At 67.2% G+C, this 16,270-nt stretch carries 18 protein-coding genes; 12 read left to right on the top strand and 6 right to left on the bottom strand.

The annotated features are described in order from the left end of the window. Positions 1–57 precede the first annotated feature (57 nt). The 5 genes from ACQEVY_RS22190 (at position 58) to ACQEVY_RS22170 (ending at position 4,537) form a co-directional block, all read left to right on the top strand. Entirely contained in the window at positions 58–618 is a 561-nt protein-coding gene (locus ACQEVY_RS22190; protein WP_432951125.1) for an RNA polymerase sigma factor, read from the top strand. Then, positions 615–1,433: a zf-HC2 domain-containing protein gene (locus tag ACQEVY_RS22185; RefSeq protein WP_432951123.1), complete on the top strand. Its 819-nt coding sequence runs from the start codon at positions 615–617 to the stop codon at positions 1,431–1,433. Before ACQEVY_RS22190 ends, ACQEVY_RS22185 begins: the two co-directional genes overlap by 4 nt. A 328-nt stretch (positions 1,434–1,761) precedes the next feature. Next, entirely contained in the window at positions 1,762–2,571 is an 810-nt protein-coding gene (locus ACQEVY_RS22180) for an ABC transporter ATP-binding protein (RefSeq protein ID WP_432951122.1), read from the top strand. Continuing rightward, positions 2,568–3,965: a hypothetical protein gene (locus ACQEVY_RS22175; RefSeq protein ID WP_432951120.1), complete on the top strand. Its 1,398-nt coding sequence runs from the start codon at positions 2,568–2,570 to the stop codon at positions 3,963–3,965. The genes ACQEVY_RS22180 and ACQEVY_RS22175 overlap by 4 nt, the downstream gene beginning before the upstream one ends. Continuing rightward, positions 3,962–4,537, top strand: a complete 576-nt coding sequence (locus tag ACQEVY_RS22170) for a hypothetical protein (protein WP_432951118.1) — start codon at positions 3,962–3,964, stop codon at positions 4,535–4,537. Before ACQEVY_RS22175 ends, ACQEVY_RS22170 begins: the two co-directional genes overlap by 4 nt. A gap of 37 nt (positions 4,538–4,574) precedes the next feature. Here ACQEVY_RS22170 and ACQEVY_RS22165 read toward each other — a convergent pair whose 3' ends face one another. The 3 genes from ACQEVY_RS22165 to ACQEVY_RS22155 form a co-directional block, all read right to left on the bottom strand. Next, positions 4,575–5,393, bottom strand: coding sequence for an oxidoreductase (locus ACQEVY_RS22165; protein WP_432955342.1), 819 nt, complete (start codon positions 5,391–5,393; stop codon positions 4,575–4,577). Positions 5,394–5,559: 166 nt separating this feature from the next. Beyond that, complete coding sequence (locus ACQEVY_RS22160; RefSeq protein ID WP_432951116.1) at positions 5,560–6,129, bottom strand: TetR/AcrR family transcriptional regulator; 570 nt, start codon at positions 6,127–6,129, stop codon at positions 5,560–5,562. Between the two features lie 86 nt (positions 6,130–6,215). Further along, positions 6,216–6,779, bottom strand: a complete 564-nt coding sequence (locus ACQEVY_RS22155) for a hypothetical protein (RefSeq protein WP_432951114.1) — start codon at positions 6,777–6,779, stop codon at positions 6,216–6,218. 282 nt (positions 6,780–7,061) lie between these two features. Between ACQEVY_RS22155 and ACQEVY_RS22150 the strand changes: the two genes are divergently transcribed. The 3 genes from ACQEVY_RS22150 (at position 7,062) to ACQEVY_RS22140 (ending at position 9,410) form a co-directional block, all read left to right on the top strand. After that, positions 7,062–7,763 carry an SDR family oxidoreductase gene (locus tag ACQEVY_RS22150; RefSeq protein WP_432951112.1) on the top strand — a complete coding sequence of 234 codons (702 nt, stop codon included), beginning with the start codon at positions 7,062–7,064 and terminating at the stop codon, positions 7,761–7,763. A gap of 25 nt (positions 7,764–7,788) precedes the next feature. Then, the gene (locus ACQEVY_RS22145; protein ID WP_432951110.1) at positions 7,789–8,667 is read left to right on the top strand and encodes an alpha/beta fold hydrolase; all 879 of its coding nucleotides are present in this window, start codon (positions 7,789–7,791) and stop codon (positions 8,665–8,667) included. Positions 8,668–8,816: 149 nt separating this feature from the next. Beyond that, entirely contained in the window at positions 8,817–9,410 is a 594-nt protein-coding gene (locus ACQEVY_RS22140) for a GNAT family N-acetyltransferase (protein ID WP_432951108.1), read from the top strand. Between the two features lie 610 nt (positions 9,411–10,020). Here ACQEVY_RS22140 and ACQEVY_RS22135 read toward each other — a convergent pair. Continuing rightward, positions 10,021–10,878, bottom strand: a complete 858-nt coding sequence (locus tag ACQEVY_RS22135) for a DUF7019 family protein (RefSeq protein ID WP_432951106.1) — start codon at positions 10,876–10,878, stop codon at positions 10,021–10,023. A gap of 6 nt (positions 10,879–10,884) precedes the next feature. Beyond that, positions 10,885–11,259, bottom strand: a complete 375-nt coding sequence (locus tag ACQEVY_RS22130; RefSeq protein ID WP_432951104.1) for a hypothetical protein — start codon at positions 11,257–11,259, stop codon at positions 10,885–10,887. Between the two features lie 673 nt (positions 11,260–11,932). Here ACQEVY_RS22130 and ACQEVY_RS22125 point away from each other — a divergent pair. Beyond that, a complete protein-coding gene (locus ACQEVY_RS22125; protein WP_432951102.1) occupies positions 11,933–12,487 on the top strand; it encodes a hypothetical protein in 555 nt (184 codons plus the stop codon). A gap of 708 nt (positions 12,488–13,195) precedes the next feature. Then, on the top strand, positions 13,196–13,732 hold the full coding sequence (locus ACQEVY_RS22120; protein WP_432951101.1) for a hypothetical protein: 537 nt from the start codon (positions 13,196–13,198) through the stop codon (positions 13,730–13,732). A gap of 291 nt (positions 13,733–14,023) precedes the next feature. Here the strand turns inward: ACQEVY_RS22120 and ACQEVY_RS22115 are convergent, their stop codons facing one another. Then, positions 14,024–14,605 (bottom strand): hypothetical protein, encoded by a 582-nt coding sequence (locus tag ACQEVY_RS22115; RefSeq protein ID WP_432951099.1) that lies wholly within the window; start codon positions 14,603–14,605, stop codon positions 14,024–14,026. Between the two features lie 595 nt (positions 14,606–15,200). Here ACQEVY_RS22115 and ACQEVY_RS22110 point away from each other — a divergent pair. Together ACQEVY_RS22110 and ACQEVY_RS22105 are read left to right on the top strand one after the other, a co-directional pair. Continuing rightward, positions 15,201–15,572 (top strand): AbrB/MazE/SpoVT family DNA-binding domain-containing protein, encoded by a 372-nt coding sequence (locus tag ACQEVY_RS22110; RefSeq protein ID WP_432951097.1) that lies wholly within the window; start codon positions 15,201–15,203, stop codon positions 15,570–15,572. Beyond that, positions 15,544–15,969 carry a type II toxin-antitoxin system VapC family toxin gene (locus ACQEVY_RS22105; RefSeq protein ID WP_432951095.1) on the top strand — a complete coding sequence of 142 codons (426 nt, stop codon included), beginning with the start codon at positions 15,544–15,546 and terminating at the stop codon, positions 15,967–15,969. Before ACQEVY_RS22110 ends, ACQEVY_RS22105 begins: the two co-directional genes overlap by 29 nt. The last annotated feature ends 301 nt before the right edge of the window (positions 15,970–16,270 follow it).

Raw genomic sequence — 16,270 nt, 5'->3', positions numbered from 1 at the left:
GTGACGGGGATCACTCCGAAGAGAAAACCTGCCGTCCGGGCCGGGCGTCTAGAGGGTGTGAGATCAGTCAGGAAGGCACCGGGCGAGCTGGACGAGGAGCGTCTCGTCCGGCTGGTGGCCAGGGGCGACCGTGCCGCGTTCGAGGAGCTGTACCGGCGTACGTCGCCATGGTTGGCGGTGCGGTTGCGCCGACGCTGCGCGGACGAGCAGATCGTCGCCGAGGTCATGCAGGAGACGTATCTGGCGGTGTGGCGCGCGGCGGGCGCGTTCGCCGGGGCCGCCGTCGGAGGGACGGCCGTCGGCTGGCTGTGGACGATCGCGGCGCGCCGCCTCGTCGACGCCTTCCGGCGCAGGGCCCACCACGCGGAGCCGCCGCCCGCGGCCGCCTTGCGGCCCACGGCGCCCGCCGCCGAGGACGAGGTACTCGCGGCCACCGTCGGCGGTGACGTCGGGGACGCGCTGCGCCGCCTCGCGCCGGAACTCAGACAAGTACTGCAGGCCATGGTGCTCGACGGGCTGTCCGTCCGGGAGACGGCCGTCCTGCTCGGACTGCCCGAGGGCACGGTCAAGACCCGTGCCCGCCGGGCCCGGATCGCGATGCGGAAGGCGCTGGCATGAGCGTGGAACACGCGTCGATGCGGATCATCGACGGTTACGCCCGCGGCGGCACGGACCTCGCCACCGACGAGCTGTGGGCCCTGGAGGCCCATCTGGAGGCGTGCGGGGTGTGCCGCGACCGGCTGTCGGCCGCCGTCACGGCCGAGGCGCCCGCCGTGGCGGCGCTGGTCGACACCGTGTGGTCCGGCCTCGAACCCCACCTGGCCGCCACCGCCACGATGCCGCGCACGCGGGGCTGGTCGGCGCGGCTTTCGAGGTGGCTGACGCCCACGATGGTGCCGTGGCTGGCCATGGTCGGGAGCATGACGCTGTTCGCGTTGCTGCTCGACCTGGTCAGCCCCGGCTTCGGCGAGGTGTCGCTGGTGCTGCTGTTCGCCCCGGTCCTGCCCGTACTCGGCGTCGCGGCGTCCTGGTCCCGCGGCCTGGACCCGGCGTACGAACTGACGGCCTCGGTGCCCAGGGCCGGGCTCTATCTGGTGCTGCGCCGCACCACGTCCGTGCTCGCCGTGGTCGTCCCCGCGCTGCTGATGGCCGGATGGGTTACGGGGGTGATGGCCGCCCAGTGGCTGCTGCCCTGTCTGGCCTTCACCTCTACGACCCTGGCGCTCGGCGGTGTCATCGGGGTGACCCGTGCCGCCGTCGCGCTGACGGCCGTATGGGCCGCCGTCATCGTGGCGCCGACGCTCGCCACGAGCCGTACGGCCTTCGCTCTGCAGTCGGGCGGCCTGCCTGTGTGGGGGCTGATCCTCGCGCTCGGCATCGGTGTCGTGATCGCCCGCAGGGGTGCGTACTCCGTGCTGGGAGCCCATCGATGACCCACCGAACCCAACGGGCCGACCGGACCGATGGAACCCATCGATCTCATCGGACCCACCGAACCCAACGGGCCGACCGGACCGATGGAACCCATCGATCTCATCGGACCGACCGAACCCAACGGGCCGACCGGACCGATGGAACCCATCGATCTCATCGGACCGACCGAACCCCTCGGACCGACCGGACCGATGGAACCCATCGATCCCATCGAACCGACCGAACCCTTCGGACCGGTGTGCGCATCGGACCGACCGATCCCATCGAACCCATGGGACCCGTCCGCGCATTGGACCGGGACCGTCCGTCCGTCGGAAAGGAAACCGCATGATGCCCGCGGTAAGCGCGGCCGACATCGCGCCCACGCCCTACGCCTGGGAGATCCGGGCCACCGGTCTGAAGGTAAGGGCCGGCCGGAAACGGATGGCCGTCGACGGGCTCGACCTGTCGTTGGGCACCGGCGTCCACGGCATCCTCGGACCCAACGGGGCGGGGAAGACCACGCTCATCCGGGCGCTGGCCACCGTACTGCGCCCCGCCGAGGGGAGCCTGGAGTTGCTCGGCGAGTCCGTGGGCGGCAGGGGCGAGCACCGTGCGCTGCGCCGCCGGATCGGTTATCTGCCGCAGGAGTTCGGCTACTACAAGCGCTTTACGGTGCGCGAGTTCGTCGAGTACATGGCGTGGCTGAAGCAGGTCCCCAAGGCGGAGATCCCGGGGGCGGTGCAACGCGCCGTGGAACGGGTGGGTCTGGCGGACCGCGCCGATGCGCGGATGAAGACGCTGTCGGGCGGCATGGTGCGCAGGGTCGGCATCGCCCAGGCCATCGTCAACGATCCGTCGATCCTGCTGCTGGACGAACCGACGGTGGGCCTCGACCCGGCGCAGCGGCTGCGCTTCCGCGAGCTGCTGCAGGAGCTCGGTACGGACACCTGCGTGGTCGTCTCCACTCACCTGGTGGAGGACGTCGCCGCCGCCTGCACCGACGTGGTGCTCTTCGCCGAGGGCCGGCTGGTCTTCCAGGGCCCTCCGGACGAGCTGGCCTCGGTGGGCGGCGCGGAGCACGAGGGTGACAGCCCGCTGGAGCGCGGCTATTCGGCCATGCTGCTCAACACCCAGCAGGGAAGGGGCAGTTGGTGAACGTCAGTGTCCTGCGTATCGAGCTGAAGCGCTCCATCGCCCCGTGGGCAGGCGCCGTGGTCCTGACGACCGCGCTGGCGTTCCTATACCTGATCAACGTCTCGTCGTGGACGGGCACCACGGCGTGGACGGCCCAGTGGACACCCCTGGCCCTGTGGACCCGCGGCGTGCTGTTCTACCTGTGGCCGCTCGTCGTGGGACTCGGGGCGCTGCAGGGGCTGCGCGACCACCGCTCGAAGATGTCCGAGCTGCTGACGAGCACGCCGCGGCCCGCCTGGCACCGCGCGGCCACGCTGGCGGGCACGACCGCGATCACGCTGGCCTCGGCCTTCGCGCTCCTCGTCCTCGTGGGTGGGGTCCAGGTGTTCGCCAACGCCGGGTACGCGCACCTCGGATGGCTGCCGATCTCGCTGGTGGGAGCACTCTTCCTGGTCGCGGGGGCCGTGCTGGGCATGGGGGCCGGGAGGGCCCTGCCGTCCGCGCTCACCCCGCCCGCGCTGGCCATGACCGCCTTCGTGTTCACGGCCCTCATGCACATGTCGCTGGGCCGGACACGGACGATCACGGCGGAGGGCGTCGAGATCACAGAGCCGAACCGGATCTCCCTGCTGTCACCGGCGGTGGAAGAGGTGCGCGGTGTGCTCGTCACGCTCTCCGCCTCCGTACACGTCGGGCAGACGATCTGGGTGCTCGGCATCGCCGCGACCGGCTTCGCGCTGCTGGTCGCCGCGACCCTGCGCGCCCGGCTGCTCGCCCTGACGCCCGTCCTGGCGTGCGCGGTGCTCGCCCTGCTCGTCCTCCCCTCCGACCCGCGCCGGATGTACGTCGTCGATGAGGCGGCTGCGGCGCTGGTGTGCGACGGCCCGGTGTGCGTGACGAAGACCCACCAGGCACGACTCGACGACCTGGCGGGTCCCGGCAAGGAGGCGCTGCGCCTGCTGCACGATGCCCTGGGCAGCCGGGCGCCGGTCTCGGTCCGGGAGAACGCCGCCGTACTGCCGGAGGGCTCCACGCCACAGTGGTCCCGCCACACCGTGCTCTTCGACTTCGACGACGAGATCATCGCCGCCGCGAAGGGCGAGGAGCTGACCCGGGCTCTGGTCGCCAAGGGGATGGTGCCGGGGTGCTCCCCCGTCGGCTGGAACGGCACCGGGGGAGACCAAATCGCGCAGACCATCGCGGCGGGCTGGGTCCTCGGGGACCTCAGGTCGCTCACCGGCGGAGAGCCGGTACGTTTGCGCCCCGGGGGCGAAGCCGAGATCCGCACGGTGTGGAAGGAACTCAAGGCGCTTCCGCGGGCCGAGCAGCTCTCGCGGATCAACGCGATGCGCGCCGTCGCGCTCTCCTGCAAGGGCGACGCGTTCTCCGTGCTGGAGAGCGGTGCGTCCGGGTGAGATGGCTGATGCTGTACGCGCGCTCGCGGCAGGTTCCCGCGGCGCTCGCCGCGGTGGTGATCGGCGCGGTGGCGGTGTGGGCACTCGCCCGGGACGGGGGCGAGGGGCCCGGTGATCCCCGGCCGGCCGTACTCGCCCTCGCCACGGGGGCGATGGCAGCCTCGATCGGGCTCAGCGGGCAGGACCTTGCGCTGGACCGGACGGCCGCGATCCGCTGGGTGCCCCGCAGAGCGGCGCACGTGCTGCTCGCCGGCGCGGTCGTCGCCGCCGTGCTGCTGGCGGCGCAGACGATGGGGGAGGACATGGCCACCACCGCGTTCGTCGTCCGGGACAGCGCGGGTCTGATGGGACTGGCCGCCCTGGGCGCGGCGCTGTCGGGCGGCCAGTACGCATGGACGCTGCCGTTCGCCTGGCTCTCGCTCTCACTCGTCGCCCCGCCCGCGACGAGTACGCCGACGCAGGTGGCGACCTGGATGCTGCTGCCACCCGGCACGACCGCGGGCACCTGGACGGCCCTCGCCCTCGCGGTCACCGGCACCGCGGCCTACGCCGTCGCGGGACCGCGCCGCTAACGGGTTCACGCAGCGGCGCCAGGGGAGTGCTTCCGCGTCAGCCCGCCAGCTTGTTCATCTTGCGGATCTGCTTGTCGAAGACTCCGGCGGGCGCGAGGCGGCGCAGTACGCGTCCGCGTCCGGCCAAGGGACCGGCGGTGTAGCGCAGCTTCGGCTTGGCGTCGGTCGCTGCCGAGACGATCGCCTTGGCGACGACGGCGGGGTCGTCGCCGCCCCTGACCGCGTCCGCCATGACGCGGTCGACGGCCTGCCGCTGCTTCGCATAGACCTGCAAAGGGGTGTCGGGCTTGGCGCTGTTGGCCTCGAACCCGGTCCTGGTGTAGGCGGGTTGGACGAGAAGCGACCGTACGCCGTGGTCGCGGACCTCGTGGTCCAGGGACTCGGTGTAGCCCTCGATCGCGTGCTTGGAGGCGGCGTAGGCGGCCATGTACGGCTGGGGCAGAAACCCGAGTACGGACGAGATGTTGATGATGCGTCCACGTCCCCGGGCGCGCATGTGGGGCAGGACCTCGTTCACCATGCGCATGACCCCGAAGACATTGGTGTCGAAGACCGCCTGGGCCTGCGCGACGGAGGTTTCCTCGGCCGCTCCCAACGAGCCGACTCCGGCGTTGTTGACCAGCACGTCGATCCGCCCGAACCGCTCGCTCACCTCCTTGACCGCGGCGCCGACCGAGGCGTCACTGGCCACGTCGAGGCCGACGAACGTCACGCCGTCGAGCGGGGCGACGCGCGAGGTGTCGCGGCTTGTGCCGACCACGTCGAAACCCGCTGCGACCAGCGCGAGCGCGGTTTCCTTGCCGATGCCGGATGACGCACCCGTCACGAGTGCCACCGGTTGATGTGTCGCCGCCATCATGTCTCCCGCGCTCATTGAAAACCGATCGGTTTCCCTCCACTGTAAACTGATCGGTTTCCGCGCGCAAGGCAAGCGGGAGAACGGGGGAGGGCAACCGGGGAGAATGAGGTTGGACTTCCCCCGAGTACGGGACGCAAGGGGGCGTTTCGGAAAGGGTGACGCGTCAGCGCACGCCCGCCGCGTCGAGCAGCGTGGTCACCGTGGGCGCGACAAGCCCCGTAAGTTTGTCGGCCCCGATTCCCGCGCGGGCGCTGGCGCCGTCGAAGACGAGGCTGAGCTGCCGGGCCAGCAGGTCGGGATCGTCGGCCCCGCCCTGCTCGGCCTCGGCGCGGAAGAAGGCGGTCAGGTTCGCCTTGACCTCGTGGGCCACCCGGCTCGCGGGATGGTCCTGATCCTTGAGCTCGATCTGCGCGGCCAGGAACGGGCAGCCGCGGAACTCGGGCATACCCGCCTGCGATTCCACCTGCTCGAAGACGTGCATGATCCGCTCGCGGGGCTCACGGTCGTCGTCCGCCCCGGGCAGGAGCATCGCCACGTACGCGGAAGTGCGCCGCTCCAGACTCGCCGCCAGCAGCTCGTCCTTGCTCGCGAACAGCTGGTACATGGAGCGCTTCGACACCCCCGCCGCCTTGCACAGCGCCTCGACGCCGATACCGACACCGGCTCGATAGGTGAGCGTGGCCGCTGCCTCCAGCAGCCGCTCGCGGGGGCTTGGCTTCGCCTCGATGGTCATGCTGCGAGGTTAACTCGATTCCAACGGAATGAAAACTGATCGGTTTCCCGAGGGTTGCAGGTTGTCCGCTGAGCGGGAACGGCCGGTCAGTCGGACGCAGAACGCTTGGCCGGGGGATGCCAGCCGCCGGTGACTTCTTTGACGGGCTTGTGGGGGAAGCGGCGTTGGGCGTACTCCTGCGCGTGCGAGCCCGGCAGGACGTACAGGGTCTCCTTCTTGTCCTGGAGCGGTCGCAGCACGGTGTCCATGAACGCCTTGCGGTCATCCAGGTAGGGGCCCAGTACGTCCTCGCCGGCGGGGCAGACGGCAAGGCAGTAGCCGGACTTGTAGCCGGGAGGCGAGGACAGGCTCTGCCGCATGGAGGCGTTCTCGGAATCGCTGACCCGGGAGCGGTAGTCGGCGGCGTCCTCGCTGTCGGCCACGGTCTGCCAGTCGGGGTGGCCCAGGCTGACCGCGGCGGCATCGTCCGCCCCGGCCGCCAGACACAGCTCGCGCAGCCAGGCCGCGTCGATCACCGCCGGCGGGCGCGCGACGCCACCGGCCGCGCGCCGGGCGAGTACGGCCTGCACGGAGGGGTGGGCGGCCAGCTTCGCCGGAAGCCGGGGAGGTGGGGCCGTGGGTGGCCCTTCGGCGTCGCGCGCGGCAGTCATCCGTACTCCTGACTCCTGGGGATTCGGTTCGAGACTCGCCTCCACGGCGAGGAACCGATCGGTTTCACCACCGTAAACTGATCGGTTTCGGCATGCAAAGCCGGGCTGCCGGTCGCCCCCGATCCGCCCTCGCCGTCCGGTGGATGGCGGAAGTTGAGCACCCCGGGCCCGTTGCCGTCTTCGTGGGTGGGGATGGCGGCGGTGCACTTGGGCTTGCGCAGTGAAACCGATCGGTTTACGGTATGCGGAAACCGAGCGGTTTCCCACTCTCTGGAGGCAGTCATGACCGCACTGAAGGGCGCCAACGTCTTCGTCACCGGCGGCAGCCGAGGCATAGGCAAGGCCCTGGTGGAGGAGCTGTACGAGCGCGGCGCCGCCAAGGTCTACGCCACGGCCCGCGACCCGCGGAGCGTCACGCACCCCGACGCCATCCCGGTAGCGCTGGAAGTCACCGACCCGGCCTCCGTGGCGGCGGCCGCCGCACAGGCGCAAGACGTCACCGTACTGATCAACAACGCCGGCGCGTCGGTCGGCGCCTCCTTCCTCGACTCCCCGCTCGACGACGTACGCCGGGAATTCGAGACCAACTTCTACGGCCCCCTGCTGCTCACCCGAGCCTTCGTGCCGATCATCGAACGCCACGGCGGCGGCCACGTGCTCAACGTGCACTCCGTGCTCTCCTGGCTGGCGCTCGGCGGCTCCTACAGCGCCTCCAAGGCCGCCCTGTGGTCGCAGACCAACTCCCTGCGCCTGGAACTGCAGCCGCGCGGCATCACGGTCACCGGACTGCACGTCGGCTACGTCGACACGGACCTCGCGGCCGGCGTCGACGCACCCAAGTCCGACCCACGCACCGTCGCCGCCCTCGCCCTCGACGGCGTCGAGACAGGCGCGTACGAGGTACTCGCCGACGACATCACGCGCCAGGTCAAGGCGGGCCTGGCCGACGACCTGTCCGCTCTGTACGCCCAACTGACCAAGTAACCCCTTCACACAAGGAGTCGGCGAGATGCCCAGACCCGAGTCACGTCCCACGATCCACATCCCGGGGACCACCAGCCACACCATCACCCCGCGCGCGGGACTTGAGGGACGCGAGGGAACCCTGCGCTACCTCAAGGCGGGCACCGGCGCCCCCCTGGTCCTGCTGCACACCGTGCGCACCCAGGCCGAGCACTTCCGCCACCTCATCCCGCTGATCGCGGACCGCTACACGGTGTACGCCCTCGACCTGCCCGGGATGGGCTACTCCGAGATCGTCCCCGGCGCCTCGTACGACGAACCGGCCATGCGCGAGGGCGTCAAGCGCCTGCTCACCGAACTCGACCTCCACGACGTGACGTTGGCCGGAGAGTCCATGGGCGCGGTCCTCGCCCTGACCACCGCGGCCGACCTCCCGGAGCGCGTACGACGCGTCGTCGCGGTGAACACGTACGACTTCCGCGACGGAATCGCCCGCTCCAGCCTCCTCGCCCGCGTAGTGGTCACCGGCGTCCTCACCCCGGGAGTAGGCCAGGTCATCGCCGGAGTGGAACCCAAGCCCGCCCTCCGCAAAATCCTTCAGGGCGGCCTCGGCGACAAGACCGCACTACGGGAGGACTACCTGGACGAACTCCTCCAGGTAGGCACCCGCCCCGGCTACGCGACGGTCGCCCGCGCCGTCTACCAGGCCCTACCCACCCTCATCGCAGCCCGCTCCCTCTACCCCGAGGTCAAGGCCCCCATCCACCTCATCTACGGGGAGAAGGACTGGTCCCGCCCCTCAGACCGCCAAGCCAACAAGGACCTGCTACCGACCGCCGACTTCACACAGGTGCCGAAGGCCGGCCACTTCATCGCCCTGGAACGGCCCGACGTACTGGCCGACTTGTTGAACAGGGTGGCGTGACGGCCTGGAGACGGGCCCGCGCCGGCGCTGGCAGGGACGGCGGGGCTGACGGCGCTGCAGGGCTTCTGACTGGGAGAAGACCAAGCGCAGACGGCCGGAGATGGCCCTCTTTCGGATCCCTGGCATGGGCGTGGGATAGCTTGCCCGCCATGATTGAACTCGGTCCCGTCGCCTGGCCACCCACCCCCATCAGAACCCAACGGCTCGTTCTCCGCGAGCCGTTGGCCCAAGACCGTGCGACGTTCATCGAACTCCTCGCCTCACCGGAGGTGCATACCTACCTCGGCGGTCCCCGGCAACGTAAGGAACTCGAGCGCGACATACCCGAGGTGCCCGAACAGTGGCCCGGGAGCTTCGTCGTCGAGCTCGACGGCGCGATGATCGGCCAGATCCTGCTCAGGAGAGCACCGGAACACCATCGCCCGACTGCCGCGGGAAAGGCCGACCTCGGCTACCTGTTCCTGCCTCGGTCGTGTGGACACGGATACGCCTTCGAGGCGTGCACAGCAGCCCTCGACTGGTTCACCGCCGCCCTCCCCGGCGAACCAGTAGTCCTCACCACCCAAACCGCCAACACCGCCTCAATGCGCCTCGCGGCAACGCTGGGCTTCACCGAAGTAGAACGCTTTGAAGCCTGGGACGCCGAGCAGTGGCTCGGCATACGGTCCTCGGTCACGGCGTCTGGTCGAGCCATGGCGCCCAGCCCTTATGGTGCGATTGTTGCGCCCCGCCCGCAGGACTAGACGGCAAACGACCCCCGGTCTCTGACCTGAGGTTTGTCGTTGAGCGGGTGACGAGCGCACTCGCGCTCTCAGCTTGGGAAGCTTCGATCATTTGTAGCCCGTTTGGGTGCTGAACTGGGCAAATGGCTGGGGGCTCCGGCGTCGGTGGTGACGCCTGCGTTCCCCGTGAATCCCCACTGTTCCCCGCCCGATCTGGTGCAGTTGTGGTGCGGGGCCAACTGGTTACAGCTGACGGTCGATCACTACCAGGTCCGCTGTCAGTGCCTGCGGTTATGGTCTCAAGCGCGCGGTCGGCTTCCGGGTGTTCCAGCTCTGAAGGGAATGGTTGCATCCCTGGCCTGTCTGGGGGCGGCCCGGAGACTCGTCCGGGACCTAACCGACGGCTGGGCTTCGTCGATGGCCAAGCAGTGACCTGCCAGCACCGACCGCGCACCACCTCTGACCCGGGTCGATGGCAGGCGCTCGCTTTCCAACTGTGTTGGTGGTCCCGAGGGTTTCGAACGAGGCCGTTCACCTGCGTTCATGGACGGCCGGTCGTGAGAGCGGCTACCGGATTCGGTCTCGGTTGAACGGCCGTGAACGGCGCTGAATGAGACGGAAACTGAGACGGTCAGCTGGCGCCGCGACGACGACTTCCGCGCAGAGACAGCAGTCTGCGGGGTCGTCTACTCGCCGCGCGTCGTAGCTCCGCGTATCGGGTCACTGAGTCTGGACTCGCAGTCCGCACCCACACAGGGGCCCCGATCAAAATGCGGTCTGCGCCCCGTCTGTTGTCGCGGAAGGCCCAACGGCTCCGAGTCAACTCGACGTCGGTGTAGATCTGAGCGAACCACTCACAGTCGTGAGCGTGCGCGAGAGTGAGCCCGCGGGTCCAAGGTTCTTCATGATCGGTCCCAGGGTGCTCACTCCCTTGGTTCAGAGCTATGTGCAGCGCCTCAACGGAAAGCGATTCAGGATCGTCCCACTGGGACGTGTTCCGAGTACCACGGCTCTCCAGCAGCTCCGCAATGGCATACCAAGCAGAGGAGAACCAGCCGGCCGCCGGGGCGTCTGAAGGTCGAAAGGGGTGGCCAGGGAAGCTGTCCAGGCTACCGAAGAGGACTAGATCGACTTGTCGGCCTTCGACACTACTTGTTCCGATATGGAGTACTGCGCCCTTGTCTCGCTCCGGCCCGCCGATGAACCGCGCGACGTGAACCTGACCGACGCCTTTGGCGAAGCGAGCAGGAGGCGGTGCGCTGAAAGCGGAGACGGCCTGATCCCCGATCACCTTTTCGATTTTGCGAGCCTTTTCGCGGCGGGTGAGACCCGCCCGCTCTCGGTTTCCAACCTCTGCCCCGACGCCTTGCGGGGCAGCCTTAAGGGTCCAGCTCAGCTGACTGTCCCAGGTGACGCCGTTGTCGGACGCGATCTCGTCGACGCGGCGCTCCGACCAGTACAGGTAACTACCGGCGTCGGCTTCCCTCACCACTACTTACACTTCTCCGATCAAATGGTTGCCGTGGATCTTGGCGGCTCGCTTCCAGCCACACGCCGAGCATCGCTCCAGGTAGGCGTACGGAGACGCGTCCATGGCATCGATCTCCGGCATGACCTTGAAGTTTTGCCGGTTGTGTACTCGTCCGCAGGGCACATCAGCCGAGTGATACACAGTCAGTTCGGGGCCAGGCGTGATGCGCACGAGACAGGGAAGCCTCGCGCTGGCATCTCCCAGCTCACGGATCTCTCGATCGATCTCCGAGAGCTCAGAGTTGAGGGCGCGCTGCAGTTTCTGAATCCTCTTGTTGTGGTCGTCCAGGATCTTGAGCTTGCGGAGCCGAAGTGCCTGCACTCGGTCAGCGAACGACATGCCTCCTCCTAAGAGGTGCTAAGCGAGATGAACACTTCTTAGTGGCTAGATGTCGGTCGCGTCGCCCGGTCGACCGCCTTTGAGGGAACTTTGGTGGTTCCACGGTGCCGCTAGGGCGGCGTGTGCTAAGTGCGAGCGTCGGCGGAACGACGTTGCTCGGGCTCTCAGCCTGGGAAGCTGCGATCATTCGCGGCGGGTTCGGTCGCTGACCGGGTCGAACAGCCGTGGCGCAGCCCCGTCGAGTTGGGTTGTCTTCGCCGTGATTCCCCGGTGTTCCCCGATCTATCTGGTGCGCTTATGGTGCGAGGCTGGGGCTTGGTCCCTCGCCCCGATCGGCTTCTACTGCCGTGGCCGTGTCCTCGACACCGGGCGCCTGGTGAGACCAAATACAAACTTGATTCCGGCCTGGAAGGTACGTCCGGCCAGTCCGCAGGAAGCTGAGGAGGGTCCGGAAAGACCACCCTTGAAGGAATGGTTGAACTTTTGGATGACCAGTGCATCCCGGACGGTGAAAGGGGTGGGGTCTCAACAAGACCACCGACTGGCTCCGCGAGAACGGCTGCAAGGAATCGACCAAGACCCTGGAAAACGCAAAGCGCACACGCGAGCTTCGCCCTAACCACCACATCGTGTGCGATGGATCGTGCGGACTACGCTGATCAGGAGAACTAGCATGGCTACCAAAGCAATTGAAACACGCTACGCAGGATGTAGGTTCCGTTCCCGTCTTGAGGCTCGATGGGCTGTGTTCTTTGATGCCCTCGGCATCGAGTGGAACTACGAACCGCAAGGGTTTGAGACCCAACACGGCCGGTACCTACCGGACTTCTGGCTCCCAGAAACGAAAGCATGGATTGAAGTCAAGGGCGGGAAGCCGACCAAGCGGGATCAGCTCAGATGCGAGGAAGTAGCACGAGAGGAGTGGAAGAGCGGACATCGATTCAGGATTCTGGTGGGCGATATCCCGCGAACCCCATTTCTCGTTTCCGAAACGGGACCCTACGGTCTCCTCTGTCAGTCCTGGACTGCCATTCCTGAAACGACAGACCCGTTGCCCAAACTGGGGGAGCCGCTTGAATTGGCACCCATGGTGAGCCCCGGCGACATTGGGACACAGCAGGGATTCGTGAAAACCGGTTGGGTTCCGGTACATGAAAAGGCCAAAGACCTACCTGAGGCGTTGACCAAAGCACGCTCCGCCCGTTTCGAGCACGGGGAGTGCGGATGACATAGATGATGGCTTAGAAGCTCTCCGCGAACTACAAGCGGAGAAATGACCCGATCCGCTTCCAGCGCAGCCGACCTTGTCCGATGCGTCACAGTTTGAAATCTGTCTTCTCATTGGTGCTGCTTTCGGCGCTGTCCTCCGCGTGCCGTGTTAACCGTGGCTGCCCCCTGCATCTGGCACGGTTGTGGCACGAACTTCAGCTGACGACAGCCAACCACGATGGCGGGTGTGTCGGCCGACCAGGCGCGCGTATGCCTCGCTGTACCCCCACCGGCCTCAGCCACGTTGCCGGGTGCTGTCGGTCAGTCCTTCCGCGGCGAGCGGATCGACAGACGGCTCCGGAGGGCGCGTGCATCGCGCGCATAACTGCTGGTCAGACCATGGGGAGGGCCTCGGTAGAGCTCCTCCGTCCGCAAATAGGCCGCGCGTCAGGCAGACAGCTACTCCAGCAGTATCTCTTCGGGTCGCCGGTTCGTGACCGCGGCCTCTCGCATGGTCAGTATGTGCTCGATGCAGGCTTCGAGGTCTCCGCCGTGAGCACCGTTTTAAGGAGTTCTTACACCCGCCGTGATGGAGGCGCATCCGGCTACGCCGCTGACGCCCGAGGCGATCCGCATCGTCCGGCCGAAGATCCGCGGTGACGCTGAAGCACCGTTTTCCAACTCCCATGACGTAAGCTGTTGTTGATCGCCGTGGCATGATGCCGAGATGCCTGATCGGACCTCGATATCCCTCGTCAAAGCGTCTGACTCTCCGCGCTCCTCTCGCTTCGGCCGCCGCGCGGTCGTCGCCGGGACTGCCGCCGGTACGGTGCTACTCATCGCCCTAACTCTCTTCATCTGGGAACCGTGGGTAGACAGATCACCATTCACAGCGAGGGTTCATTCGGCCATGGCGAGTGCTCGCTTCGAAGACCTGGGCGGCGGTTCGTGCTATCCCAAGAACGCCGGCAAGAAGGTTGAGCTCTTCGGGGAAGACAAACAGCGACTCGCAGTCAGCCAAGAACCCAGCAGGGGCGAGATCCTCACTTCCGAGTACGGGGATGTTGCCGGTTATTGCTTCGCCTATGTGGAGTTCAAGAACGTGCCAGGCGGAGAGGACACGTACTACCTGAAGAGCGAGGACAAGCTGTATAGCGCAGACGGCAAGTCGGTCGGTCTACAAGAGGTGGCCGAGGAGTCGCTCCGCCAAAGTCCTACGGAAGCCAAGGACGGTTGGATCAAGTTCCATGCTCCGGACGAATAGATACCCACGCTCCTGCTAAACCTGCCCCCACGTTGCGGCCGCGTCTTCCTCGGGAACCGGCATTAGCTTGCGGAGAAAGAGCAGGGCGAACAACGGTGAACCCTGCCCTGCATCGACACCCGCTTTAGGAGTTCGATCCGAGTCCGCTCCGGCGTCCGTCGTCGGCTGGTGTGAACGCCGGACAGAGTCGCTGACGTACGCCCCTGTCCGGCGTCGTTGATGTCAGCCGTGGATGTCATCCTGTGCGCCCCTGATCCTGCGGGTACTGGGCCAGTCCTGCTCGGGAGCCGTTCAGTCCAGGAAGTAGGGCCAAAACGGGATCGTGGCGTACTGGTGGTCTTCCGGTGTGGGCACCGGGCGACCGAACTCGTGGTGGAAGTAGTCGACCAGATCGGTGCCGTAGTAAATGATGTCCGTCTGGTGCATCGACAGCACGGGCGTGCCTGTACGGTTCGGATCCGCCAGCAGACACCGATGCGAGTAAATCGGCACCATCACCGGGACCTTGGCCAAGTAGGTGCGAGCCACCTTCAAGGCGTCCTGAGTGCTCGCAGGCCGCGGATCCCTCTCCGGATGCCAGAAGCCGCTGTGTTCCACGTCGAAGAGCACACCGTCGATCGGCCAAGCCAGCCGCTCCGCCAACTCCTCCGCGTCGCCGTCCCGCCAGTCGGGCCAGCTACGGCCGCCCGTCGGCAGTCCTGCACCCAGCAGCGTCCGGTGCTCTGGAGCGAAGCGAAACCCCCAGCGCTCCTCGACCTGGTCGAGTTCCCAGTCACTCATGCCTCGCTTGATCTCGACTTGGGAAGGGAGCATGGCGAGCAACACCTGGGCGTCCTCTGAGGTCAGCGGATTCTCGGGGCTGATCGGAGTCATACGCGGAACGGTAGGACACTTGAGGACGCCTAAGCAGCGGGATTTCGCCGTGCCCTCAGCTTGGGAAGCTCGGGTTCTTTGGCGGTAGCTCCTGCACTGACCTGCGGCGAAGCTGCTGTGAGACGTGACGGGCTGACTCGTTGTTCCCCGCCATTCCCCGTGGTTCCCCGCACGACCTGACACGGATCTGGCACGACCTCTTCGTTCGGCGCCGGCGTGCCGCCTGCGTTGCCGGTGAGCGCGAAGAGTCGGCCCACACTCCACTTGATGTGGGACAAGATCAGATTGGTGACACGGATAGTGTTAGGTGTATCGTGATGGTCGTAAGCCCACAAGCCGCGTCCTCAGCATTCCGGGTTGAGCGAAGGTGGCGCCGGGCCTGCGACCAGAAACAGAGGACACCAAAAAGGAGACCTCTCCCCTAGAAAGGATGAGCGGCGCTCCCTCGCCTAGTTGCGGGGGAAAGACCTGCCCACCAGTGAGGCAGTCGCGCCGGGCATCCCGGACGGATGTCATTCCTGTTCGGGACGCCGAGGGGGGATTCGCAGCCTGGTTTCGTGCGCACGGAGCCGGCCCCCTACAAGGAGCAACAAGCATGAGCGAGCCCACTCGCACCAAGGTCGGCCCCCGCGGCCGGGTGACGGTTCCCGTCGCCCTTCAGCGGGCCGTCGGCCTAACCGAGGGGGCCGAGGTGATCCTCCGGGCCCTGCGCCCCGGCGTCGTCATCGTGGAGACCCCGCAGGCGGTCAAGGACCGTATCCGCGCCGGCATCCCGCCGACCGCGGAGACGGAGGCTTTCGACGCCGTCGGTGACATCCGCACTCTGCGCGGCGCCGACGCCACCCGGTTCGACCACCTGGGCGCCTCTCGGGAGCCAGATCAGCCCTTTTCCGGGGCTGGTCCACCCGATCCCGATGGCCTTCTCGAGGAGTACCAGAGTGAACCGCGAAACCCCCGTCGTCCTTGACTCCAGCGCTGTACTGGCGTGGGTCTTCCGTGAGGAGGGAGCCGACTTCGTCGACGAGCTGTTGCCTGAGTCGAGCATGTCGACCGCCAACTTCGCCGAGGTGACCACCGTCTGTCTCCGCCGCGGATACCTTAATCCGCCTGATCAGCTCCACCAGGACCTCACGGCCCTCGGCCTGTGCGTCGAGCCCACCAGTGTGGACGAGGCGGTCCGGGCCGGGAAGCTCGTCTACGAGTCCTATCGCGAACGACAGCACTACGGCGGTCGGACGCTCGCCCTGGGCGACGCCCTGTGCATCGCCCTTGGCGAGCGCCTGAACCGGCCGCTGGTCACCGGCGACACCCTCTGGAAGGACCTGGAGGACAGGTTCACGGTTCCGGTAAACCTCTTCCGGTAGCCACAACTCAGTGAGCCTGGCACCGCTGTGGTGTGAGGCTCATTGCTGTTCGCCTGCGTTGAGGCGCAGATGCACACGGTTCCGGAGGGCGCTTCAGCTGGCTGCGTTCCTCCTGGTCAGCGATGCGCCACCGTCCTGGAGTAGGCAACCCGTCCACGAATGGTCCGCGTATCCGGAGGCTGATGGTGCCGGGGTCATCCACGGAGACGCGCAGATCGGCGCCCTCCGAGAGTCGGCGTCAACTTGTAGTCCTCGGAAGTCTACTGGCTCTGCGCCTCCCGGCAGTAACACGATGTAAGAA

Source organism: Streptomyces sp. CA-288835, assembly GCF_050936385.1.
GTDB lineage: Bacteria > Actinomycetota > Actinomycetes > Streptomycetales > Streptomycetaceae > Streptomyces.
The sequence above is the reverse complement of the archived record's forward strand: the minus strand, read 5'-3'. Positions and strand labels throughout refer to the sequence as shown.